The following is a 10,514-nucleotide window of genomic DNA, read 5'->3' as shown; positions in this document are numbered from 1 at the left end:
CCTGCATCAGCCGCGTTCCACCTGCCTCTCACCCTGGCAACCATTTTTCGTCAATCGATCGATCCCGGACGCCGTTGTTGGACTTCGCTGTGATCAAGATCCGCGGACCACTCTTGCTCCCTCGCGGGCGAACCGCGCTTTCCTTGCCGACCCCGCTCGCGGCTTCGGCGATCACCGCCACCTTGTCGATAAGCCGGCCACCGGCTCCCCGTCGCGCTGGTTCAATAAAATATCATTGGGAAAGTTCATGGTTTCTTCCTTTCCGATGGCGAGGCTCGGCTTCCGCGAGATAGTCGTGGACGACCTTCCCGAGCGCGAGCGTGAGATCGGCGACGAGGTGTACGGCCGAGACTACTTCCAGCACCGGCAGTTCGGCGACGGGGGCAAGCGCATGCGACCAGAGGTTCAGGGCTGCCGGGCCGGTCCAGGCGCCTCTCAGATCGATGTCCTCCAGGTGGTATTCCACGAGTTCGCAGATGCGCGGCGTGCCGTCGACATGCGGGATGATTTTGAGGAGGAAGTTCGGGTCGGCGAGCGAGGCCTTAACGCTCGCAAGGTCCGCGGCCCGGTGCTTGTAGCCCATCGTACCCGTCGCGACGCGGACCGGGCCGTAGTCCAGCGTGCCAACAAGCGTGTCCGTCTCTGTTCGGAGCGTTGGGCTGGCGAGCTTCTTGGGAAAGCCCCACAACTCGCGTCCGCCCGCTGTCGGCGGATGGTCGTCGAGAAACATGCAGTGGGTGTAGCTCCCCATGCGGCCGCAGAAGGAGACAGGGATGACCTGTCCGCTTTCCGTGTAGTCGCCGAAGCCCGTCGAGTCCGGCATGCGAATGAACTCGAATTTGACCAGAGGCTCGCACACCTGAAGCGGCTCCGGCACAAGGTCGCGCAGTTTTTGCGGATCGGTGCGATATGTGATGATCAGATACTCCCGGTTGCTGAAGCGATATGGGCCGGGTGGGTAGGCCGGGCTGGTCAGGGGCATGGCGAAAGCTCTCCCACGGACGGTATCTTGGTGCATGTTTGAAATTCCTTTGTGCTGGCTCAAGTGGGCTTAGATAGGTCTCGATGATGGCGGCGAGGCTCTCCGAGGTGCCTTCGTTAGCCTGGATGCATGGCGTGATCGCGCGTAGCCATTTTGCGCTGGGCAATTGCCTCGGGGCGCACTCATTGTATGGTCGCGGACGCGGTTCCATGGGTCCGGTTGTGGTCGAGAGGCAAGATTCGAGGTAAAGTGATTTTGTTCCTCATTTGAAGGCGCTGCTTCCCGTCTGCTCTCGTGGTAGGAGGAAGTGGAGTGGCGGCCAGCTCCGATTTCGCCTCATGGCGGGGTTTGCGGATCAACGCGCACGCGCCATGCCAAATGAGAATCGTTCGAGGCAAAGCGATAGATCTTGCTCAGCTACGTTACGCCTCCGACGTTGTCGGACATCGGATAGCGCCGAACAGGACCGCTTGCGGATTGGGAGGACGTCTCGTTCTTTTGCGCAAGAGGACCTCCGCCCCTCAGGCAAATAGCTCCGACCGGGGCGCTATGCTTCACCACCGTCGGCCCGGGAAGTAACGCTCTTTATGCCGAGGTGTTCTCCCACTGGACGCCGCGCATTCGCCATCATGTGAAAGAGTTCTACTGCTCGACGAGCAGAAATTCTCGACCAGCCGCGGCCATGCGGCTAGGGCAAGGAGGCTCTGGGCCCAAAGGCAGGTTGACGTCGTGCGTACCCATTCGGCGCTGGTACGCCCGCAAGGTGAGCTGGACGCGCTCCGCCGGGGGAACGAGCCATTTCAAGGGATCTTGCGATATCCGTCCTGTTACCCTCGCCGTCTTTACCGGTGTGGTTCGAGGCGCTAGTCAGCGTGACGCGCCTTGCATAGTGCCCGATCACCCGACAACGCCTGTGATCCATCGCGAGGAAATACAGCGGACCTCATTTGCTGGCAGAATGCCTATCCGACCCAAGTACCTTCTAATGGCGGCTGGCTATCCTGCGGCGCAGATTACTGCAGTCGCGCTCGAACGTGGGCAGGTAGCGTCGCTCGACGCCTGGCTGCAGAAGTGGAGGCAGCGAAGGGCATCCGATACATCGGTGCAGCATTACGTGCTGTCGGGACTCAACGCCGCGCTGATTGAGCCCAATGCCGCCGACTTGGCAGCCGCGTGGTGATTTATGTCCACGAGGCAAGGATCCACACGCGGCGGTGGCGGCACGAGGACCAAGCCCCCCGCACTTTCGACCCGGCGCCAAAGTGCCACTGCTCGAGGACGCCGGCCAGTCTAATGACAGACGAGCCATCCAAGCTCTCACCTGTCCTAAAGCGGCTGGCTCAAGAGGGCGAAACCCGACAGCGGCAGAAGACATGTCAGGTTCACGACTATCGGCCGTGTTTGGGCTCGTGGAGAATTTTCAAAGCATTCCCCGCCGCTTACCGGAGCTGAGAGGGGTTGGCACGCCCATTGCTGCTTGATGTGCGGCAACACGGTGAGAGGGCTGAATCGCATGCAAACGCGCAAGACGAGCGATGGCTTCCTGATCCGTGTGTTGCGATTCTGACAGAGAAACCAACTACGCATAAAAGCCACGAAAGGTGTGGGTAGCTTTGGATAAGAACATCATGGAACTGCGTATGGGATCCCCGGCTCCTCCGATCAAAGTGGAGAACTGGCTGCGTGGCGAGCCCCTCACGAACTTTCGGCCCGGCAAGGTCTACCTCGTTGAATTTTGGGCGACTTGGTGCGGACCATGTGTGACGGCCATGCCCCATTTGATTGAACTGCAGGAGAAATATGAAGACAGCGGATTTGAGATTATCGGAGTTGCAGCTGGCGAACGGGCTGCAACCGCGGACGAGGCACGTACTAAGGTGGATGCCTGGCTGACCGAGAAGTTCCCGAATCTGAATTATCGTATCGGGTTCGATTACATTGGCGAAATGAACGAGCTCTGGATGGATCCCAGCTCTTCGATTGGGATTCCCACCTCGTTCGTGGTCGACCGCGACGGCCACATCGCTTTTATTGGCCACCCGGCGGAACTCGATGACGTTTTGCCGAAAGTCCTTAACGGCAGCTGGCGCAGCAGCTATGAAGCGAAAGCCGCCGATGCAAAGCGCATCGCGCATAACCAACTTGCAGCGCGCGAAATGTCGCTTACCCGGCCGATATACGCCAAACTTGAGCCGGCGATGCAGGCCGAGGATTGGACGGCGGCGCTCTTGGCCATCGAAGAAGGCCTCGCCTTGATGCCAGACTCTTGTGAGTTCCGGCAGATTCATGCGGATCTTCTGCTTCACAAGCTGCGCGACATCAAGACCGGCATGCCGGTCATGCGAGAATTGGTCGAGGACGCGATCGACAAAACGTCCGAGGCGGTGTCTTGGATGGTCATGGCGCTGAACCAACTCTTCGATCCCACGATGGACAATTCCCATCTTCCGCATGCGGAGCGCTTTGCGATGGGCAACGAGCTCTCGGAACAGATCCTGGAACTTAATCCTCCGCAAGGCGACGGGCCCCTTAAATTCCATTGGTACATCCCGGTCGCTCAGTATTATTACGAGAGCGGCCACAAGGATCGCGCGGTCGAGTTGATAGAGGTGGCAATCAAATCGCTGGACCGCCCGGAGCCAATGCCGGACCACACCAAACAGCACTATCTCACCCCGTTGCTCCAAGCACTGGCCAACTACACGGGTGAGCCTGCCTGTCATGCAGATCTTTGTGTGGCTCCGCAAAACAAGGCACCCGAAACTCAAAACGCAGTCACTTCCTGAGCAAGAATCGCGAAGGGATGACAATTGGAATTGAACACTGCCCAATCCGCCCATCGAGGCTCGCTTCGCAGCAAGTATGTCGATGCAGCAAGGGCGGGCGGCTTGCGGCAGGTTGGATTTCAATTGCGTTGACCACCGGTCGGATCGCGGCGCAGACGATGTGCGCCGCGAATTCTCGCCGTAGGTCTCGCACTCGTGGACATGTCGAGGTCGGCCACGGGGCATTCTTGGGTGGGGTTGGCCCGCCCAAGCCATTCGTCGGCCACGCAAGTGGGCCCGAACCAGGCATCGCAGAAAAAGAGATCGTCCTTCGAAGACGAAGACTGAAATGAGGAACAACGAAATGCCTCATGCACCGGGTGGCCCTGCTGTCAACAAGGACGACGAGGCCCTTGGTTCCCCGTTTGTCAAATGCCTCCTGCGGCTCATCCGTACTCAGGATTCCTTCGGCTTATGGGAGGGCCATTCGGATGCCGAGCTGCTGGCCGAGTTCATCATCACCAAGCAACAGCAACGTGCGGTACCCTTTGGCGGCGATCCCGATCCTGACGCGCTGTGGAGGCTCGACATGTTTTACACGGCCGTGGCGCTTGCGATCGAGGAGCGCTCCGGCGTGTCGACATCGCCGACAATAGAAATGAAACCCGTGGGGGCTTCCGGCGGTTGGGCGTTCTGTCGAGACGTCCACCGGTTCGGCTTCGAGACTTTCCGCAAACTTGCTGAGGCCGGTACGAAACTGGTCGACGATGCGACTGCAGCCATTGAAGCCTAGCCCGAGATGGCGCGCATCAAGAAAACCATTGTTCCAGGAAGGATCTATGTCAGACCTAGATAAGATGAGGAATAAAGTCCGAAAGCTCCAGTTGCGTGCAGCTATTGCCAAGATGGCATTGCAGGACCTTGTCGAGGGTCTGCCGGGCAAGTGGGCCGACATACAGGAAGTCGCCGAGAAAACCCACGCCGTTTATGCCGAGTTGGATGTTGCCAAGAGAGAACTCGCTTCAATGAAGAATTTAGGATGATGCGCACATTAACCACCCGTGCTCCATTTGGATGCCGTCGTACCTGACCTCCATCGATAGCAAGACCTGCATCGGCTGCTGCCGTTGTTTCAAAGTCTGCTCGCGCGATGTCATGCATCTTCACGGCGTTGATGATGCGGGTGAAATCCTCGGTCGCTGCGATGACGAGGACGACGATTTCGACGGCAAGCTCAATCGCATGATCATGGTTGTCGATGATGCCGGCCGCTGCATCGGCTGCGGAGCCTGCGGCCGCGTCTGCCCCAAGAACTGCCAGACGCATGTTGCGGCCGACGAGCTCGCAACATGATCTGGCGAAAAACCAGGGGAACGGCGTGCACTTCATATCTTTTTGTCGGCTCGTAGGGCTGCTCCTGTGCAGCAATGCGTCGATGGTTTACTTCGCTTTGGATTCGCTCCGCCTGGCAGTCGTCACGACGCTGGCCTGTTCGCTGCTGCTTCAGGCCTGCTACTTCGGCCGCGTGCTCTTTTTCGCGAACGTCGATGATCTGTAGAACTGTTCATTCGCTCTGCAGAGGGCCGGCGAAACCAATTTCTTCCTAAGCCCGTTGGCCGTAATCGAAAGACACGAGGCCGGCGAGTTCGTGCTCAGCTGCCACTGTGCTAGCAAGGGAATGGAATCCAATCCCCCGGAGCAGATGGCGAGAGTTGAGCGAAGACTGCGGTCGGAGCTCCTGCGCTTCCGGGTCTGCGAGGGACGCCTTTGCGAACCGAAGGGAGTTTGATGCGTTGACGTGCTGGCGTGCGGCAGGTTGGGCCAGCGACAGGGCTCCCAGCCGGCCGGGAAGCACCGCCCTCTTCAATGTGCGTTGACTTCGCTTTCTTTGGCGAAATGCGGGTAACGGCGAGGGGCGCACACTTCCCGGACCCAAATGACCGCCGACATTGCCGCCCTTTTGGTGCGTTCGCCGTGAGGCGCGACAATTCGGTGCCGGCGTGTAACTGCGCGCATTGGCCGAAGCTTAGACGTGGTGCATTCCCGCCCGCCCGCTCGGCGGACAGTTCCGGCCGTGGTGGTTTTGCCGGCCGTAACGCCCCCCGCTCGTCGGTAAGGCCTCACTGCCACACGCCTCTCCGGCAACGGCTCGGCGCATCGCGCAACCCGGTTGGCGATCAGGCAAGACCTTTCGCTAGTTCCAATGCCTGCCGTTCATATAGGCGGCGGTAAATGCCACCATCGATACCGACCAGCGCCGCATGATCGCCGTCCTCGACAATGCGGCCGCGGTCGAAGACGAGCAGACGATCGAGCGCGCGGACCGTCGACAGCCGGTGTGCGATGACAAGCGTGGTCCGACCAACCATCAGCCGATCCATCGCTTCTTGAATGAGCACCTCGGATTCCGAATCGAGGCTTGACGTCGCCTCGTCTAGGATGAGGATCGGCGCGTTTGCCAGGAAGGCGCGCGCGATCGCCACCCGCTGGCGTTCGCCGCCTGAGAGCTTCAAACCCCTTTCGCCGACCAAGGTCCGATAGCCCTTCGGCAGGGGCGCGATGAAGTCGTGCGCACTGGCCAGCCGTGCCGCTTGCTCGATCTCGGCCTGGCTCGCGCCAGGCCGGCCATAGGCGATATTCTCGGCAAGTGACCTGTGAAACAGGATCGGCTCCTGCTGCACGATCGCGATCTGCGAACGAAGCGACTCTTGGGTCACCTCGGAGACGTCCTGGCCGTCTATCAGTATCCGGCCGCCGCTCAGGTCGTAGAGTCTCTGGATGAGCTTCACGAATGTTGTCTTGCCGGAACCGGAGGGTCCAACCAACCCAACCCTTTCGCCAGCTTCAATCGACAGCGAACATTCGCTATAGAGCGGCAGGGGATGGTTGGCGTAGCGGAAGTGGACTTTCTGGAAATCGATGTGGCCCGCCGTGATCCGGATCGGCTTGGCCTCTGGACGATCCGCAACATCCAGCTGCTGATTGTGGATGGCCACCAGTTCTTCCATCTCATTAACCGAGCGCTGCACGTTGCGTACATGCATGCCAGCATCACGCAGATAGCCCTGTAAGACGACGAAGGAGGTGAGAACATAGGCAATCTCGCCCGGCGTTGCCTCTCCATGCGACCACAGAAGCAAGGCATATCCGATCACCGCTACCCTGAGCGCAACCAAAGTGACGGCTTGGGTTGAGCCGATGATCGTTACCCGCACCCAACTCCTGCGCGTGCGGTGCCGCCATTTGGTCATGATATTTGCAAGGCGCGCGTCTTCGCGGACCTCGGCGCCGAAGCCTTTGACCACAGCGTTGCAACTGACCGCGTCCGCAAGCGCGCCGCCGAGCTTTGTGTCCCATTGGTTGGCAAGGCTCGCCGCCGGCGCGACATAGCTGAGCGACAGCGAAATCGAAAACGCAAGATAGATCAGAGAGCCGCAAGCAAAGATCAGCCCCATGACCAGCCAGTGCCAGCCGAGCAGCGCCGTCGAACCTACCAAGATGATAAAGGACGGGAACAGCGCGACCAATATTGTGCTGTTTAGGGGGTCGAGCGCCCCCATGCCGCGCGTTATCTTGCGCACTGTCGAGCCGGCGAAGCTGTTCGCATGCCAGTCTGTCGAAAAGCGCTGGACATGATAGAACGCTTCGTTCGCGACATCGGACATCATCTTCAGCAAAAGGTCGTTCAGACCAATGAAGGCGATGTGGCGCATGGCAATGGCAGCGAGCGCAAGCGCAATCGGTACAGAGAAGGCTGCAAGGGCCGAATGCCAGGCTGGTGCTGCCACAGCAGCGCCACCTGCAACAGCATCGATGAGACGACCTGAATAGACCGGCATCAGCACGTCAGCCAGCGTGGAGGCAAGCATCGCAGCCATGATGATCGCGAGCCGCACCGGCTGCCGGCTCCAGTGGCGGACAGTGAAGGCGAGTACGTCGCGACCAGTGGCGCCGCGTCCATGGACGGGGAAACGTTTCATGATTTTAAAGCGCGGCGCATCAACACGCTCGGTCCCCCAGGAAGTTGAATGAGAAAACTCGGATTGCCGGCATCACCCACAACACATCAATTTCGGTGGGCAGCTCCTGCCGCCTCGCTACGGTGAGGTTCAAAAGTCGTGCCAACTGAGCGGAAAGAGTCTCAGAAAAACTTCTGCAGATTACTGAACCTGGTAAGAAGTCTGTCGGGAGTCAGGCGAACGCGATCGTCACGGTCTCGCCAACCCGACGGAGAGTGGAAAGAAATGCGATTGAACAGCGAGTTTGTTCTTCTCTACGCCATAAGCGGAGCTTGTTTGGCGACCATCACGTGGTGAACACGTTGCCTCGATCAGCTGAGGATCAGTTGCAGTATATTTTTCTTGTCGTTCCAGGTGCGAAGCGCGTTGGGAGTATAGATATCTGGATCGACGGCTTTATTCCGCTTAGAGACTTGGTTTATAATTATGTTATCAGTCCTGGGCTACGTGGCCGCTCACATGACCGGGACCGAGGTGATGATTTAAAAAGGCGCTGCGGATACTTCCCTGCCCATATCCGGCAATCGAATGCTCCACTGTCGGATTGTGCGCTCCCCGACACAGTGCTGTTCGGTTCGCCTCCCGGGTACCTGGCCCCAGTCGATTGACAACGAAGAAAAAGCTTCGCTCCCAGGCTGGCACGACTCTTGAAGGTCCGTCTCCAGGTGGCGGAAGGAGCCCCGGCTCAGATTCCCGCTGATTACGTATGTTGCGATGCTGGGCTGGAGCAAACTGTGCATCAATGAGGACGCAACTGAAGGAGAGATCATGGAACTCCCGCGGATTGCGTTCGAGTTAGGCCTATTCCTCGATATGACTGATGATATCGCTCAATCCCAACAGTTGTTCGAACTTGACCTGCCACGAGTAGTTTCCTCCATCTGAGATTAGAGTCCGGCCTCGATTGAAGGACGGACTGATGAAGAGAAAGCGGTTTACGGAAGAGCTGCGTGAGCATGAGGCGGGAGCAAAGGCGGGCGACCTGGCGCGCAAGCATGGGATCTCCGAGGCGACGCTGTATAACTGGAAGGCGAAGTATGGCGGGATGGACGTCTCCGATGCCAAACGGCTGAAAGCCTTGGAAGACGAGAACGCGAAGCTGAAGAAGCTGCTCGCCGACCACATACTCGAAGCCTCGGCATTGCGCGAGCTTCTTTCAAAAAATGTATGGTCCGCCCCGTCCGTGCAAGGGTTCACGACATCGCCGACGACGATTCCAGTTGCATAAATGTATCCGCCTCGACCACCGTCAACGCCTCGTTGATCTGGTTAATCAAGCCGAGGTGGCGCTCGATGGCGGCGCGCTCATCCGCAGGCAATATTTGCCTCGTCAGCCATTTGCGCCCGCTGATCCCGACGAGGTTCCCATGCGGACACGGCGGGATCAGGTGGGCGTGGAGGATTGACTGGATCAGGTTCTTCAGCCGCGAACGCTGGCGAACCAGTTGTGTCCGCCTGGTGATCTGTCTTCGGAGCGCAAGGGTCCCCGGATCCGGAACCCAGACCTCCGGCAGAAAGCCCGAGGCGTAGAGCTTCGCAAGGACAGTGGCGTCGATCGCGTCAGTCTTCACCTTCGCGTGCGCGATCATATGCACCTGCTTGGGATTGGCGATCACGATCCGATCCACGTACGGCGATAGCACTTCAGCGACGGCCGCAGCATTGCCGGTCGCCTCGATCACCACATGATCATCGTGGGTGAGTTCCCTTCTGGCGAACTCCTCGAGCTTATTGCGTAGCATTTGTGCGCGGCCGAGCTTGACGATTTCGCCATCAAGCAACGACACAACCTCGGCGGCTACGCGATGTATGTCCATGCCGATAATACGCACGGTTCCCTCCATCGTTGGTCACGAACAGGGAGCCTGCGGGCAACACGACAATACGGATCCGCGCTCGCAGCGCATCCGGGCGAGTCGTTGGGGCGGCCAGATAATGTGCTCGAACTCGCAGTTCATCTGCATACGATGGCCTGCCCGCACTTGCGTGCTCCTGGTGCCCCGTGGCCCGGATCCGCCAAGCTTAGCCAACCCTGACGACCGAACAAACGATGGCACCGAGAACAACCATGCCGGATACGGATGCGTCGAAACCTTTCAACGGCCGTATGCGCGACGAGCTGTTGAACGAGAGCCTGTTCTTCGGCCTCGACCACGCCCGCAGTGCCATTGCCGAATGGAGGCAGGACTTCAACACCGCGAGGCCGCATTCCTCGCTCGGCTACCTGACCCCGGCGGCCTTCGCCGGAACCCTCGCCGCAACCGGCTCCGACGCTGCGCTCAATGAAGGCTTCGCGTCTCCGCCGGTTGCTCAAATCGCGCCATACGGCGTAACAGAAACGGCCGAGGCTCTAATCGCCACTGGATGAAAGTTCAGTGGCATGTATGGACGGCCTCCGCGTGGCAAGGGCTTTCTGACATTGATGACAGGTCGGTCGGGTGCAGGCATGTATTCGGCCTTTGAGTGCGGCCTGTTCATGCCGCTGGCCCTGATGAAGTCCGCGGATCGGATCCCAGACAGGTCAACGCGCTTTTTGAGCGGCACCCACTGAGCGGGTTTGTCCGATCCCGGTTCGACCGTCCACCATCAAACCATCAGCACCTCACCAATCTCTGCGTCTCCTCTGCGACTACGTCACGCTGCCGGCGAAGTTGCGAAGCGCTGCCCGTAGTCATCAGCGCCCAAACGATCCGCGCCATCTTGTTCGCAAGAGCAACGGCGACGACATTATAGGGCTTCTTCGTCAGA

General features: G+C 59.2%; 8 protein-coding genes and 4 pseudogenes. 8 read left to right on the top strand and 4 right to left on the bottom strand.

Annotated features, from left to right (window positions below):
* Positions 1–232: 232 nt before the first annotated feature.
* Positions 233–1,018 (bottom strand): acetoacetate decarboxylase, encoded by a 786-nt coding sequence (locus EN742_RS11940; protein ID WP_029356505.1) that lies wholly within the window; start codon positions 1,016–1,018, stop codon positions 233–235.
* Between the two features lie 949 nt (positions 1,019–1,967).
* Here EN742_RS11940 and EN742_RS11935 point away from each other — a divergent pair.
* The 6 genes from EN742_RS11935 to EN742_RS11910 all read left to right on the top strand — a co-directional run bounded on the left by EN742_RS11935 (position 1,968) and on the right by EN742_RS11910 (position 5,305).
* Positions 1,968–2,162 (top strand): hypothetical protein, encoded by a 195-nt coding sequence (locus EN742_RS11935; RefSeq protein WP_128332841.1) that lies wholly within the window; start codon positions 1,968–1,970, stop codon positions 2,160–2,162.
* A 448-nt stretch (positions 2,163–2,610) separates the two neighbouring features.
* Positions 2,611–3,768: a TlpA disulfide reductase family protein gene (locus tag EN742_RS11930; RefSeq protein ID WP_128332840.1), complete on the top strand. Its 1,158-nt coding sequence runs from the start codon at positions 2,611–2,613 to the stop codon at positions 3,766–3,768.
* Between the two features lie 328 nt (positions 3,769–4,096).
* Positions 4,097–4,540, top strand: a complete 444-nt coding sequence (locus EN742_RS11925) for a DUF269 domain-containing protein (RefSeq protein ID WP_245492300.1) — start codon at positions 4,097–4,099, stop codon at positions 4,538–4,540.
* A gap of 46 nt (positions 4,541–4,586) precedes the next feature.
* A complete protein-coding gene (locus tag EN742_RS11920) occupies positions 4,587–4,790 on the top strand; it encodes a CCE_0567 family metalloprotein (RefSeq protein ID WP_095517143.1) in 204 nt (67 codons plus the stop codon).
* A gap of 31 nt (positions 4,791–4,821) precedes the next feature.
* Entirely contained in the window at positions 4,822–5,100 is a 279-nt protein-coding gene (gene fdxB, locus EN742_RS11915) for a ferredoxin III, nif-specific (RefSeq protein WP_128332839.1), read from the top strand.
* 82 nt (positions 5,101–5,182) lie between these two features.
* Positions 5,183–5,305, top strand: coding sequence for an exopolysaccharide production repressor protein (locus tag EN742_RS11910; RefSeq protein ID WP_245492299.1), 123 nt, complete (start codon positions 5,183–5,185; stop codon positions 5,303–5,305).
* A 48-nt stretch (positions 5,306–5,353) separates the two neighbouring features.
* On the opposite strand, the pseudogene EN742_RS38680 reads toward EN742_RS11910, so the two are convergent.
* Positions 5,354–5,451: pseudogene (locus EN742_RS38680) on the bottom strand (7-cyano-7-deazaguanine synthase); the annotation flags it as partial.
* A 473-nt stretch (positions 5,452–5,924) separates the two neighbouring features.
* The gene (locus EN742_RS11900) at positions 5,925–7,727 is read right to left on the bottom strand and encodes an ABC transporter ATP-binding protein (protein WP_128332837.1); all 1,803 of its coding nucleotides are present in this window, start codon (positions 7,725–7,727) and stop codon (positions 5,925–5,927) included.
* Positions 7,728–8,685: 958 nt separating this feature from the next.
* Between EN742_RS11900 and EN742_RS11890 the strand changes: the two are divergent.
* Positions 8,686–8,928: pseudogene (locus EN742_RS11890) on the top strand (transposase); the annotation flags it as partial.
* A gap of 70 nt (positions 8,929–8,998) precedes the next feature.
* Here the strand turns inward: EN742_RS11890 and EN742_RS11885 are convergent.
* A pseudogene (locus EN742_RS11885) lies at positions 8,999–9,598 on the bottom strand (transposase); the annotation flags it as partial.
* A 263-nt stretch (positions 9,599–9,861) separates the two neighbouring features.
* On the opposite strand from EN742_RS11885, the pseudogene EN742_RS11880 reads away from it, so the two are divergent.
* Positions 9,862–10,134: pseudogene (locus tag EN742_RS11880) on the top strand (transposase); the annotation flags it as partial.
* Between the last annotated feature and the right edge of the window lie 380 nt (positions 10,135–10,514).

The organism is Mesorhizobium sp. M4A.F.Ca.ET.020.02.1.1, assembly GCF_004022645.1.
In the GTDB taxonomy this organism is placed as follows: Bacteria; Pseudomonadota; Alphaproteobacteria; order Rhizobiales; family Rhizobiaceae; genus Mesorhizobium.
The sequence above is the reverse complement of the archived record's forward strand: the minus strand, read 5'-3'. Positions and strand labels throughout refer to the sequence as shown.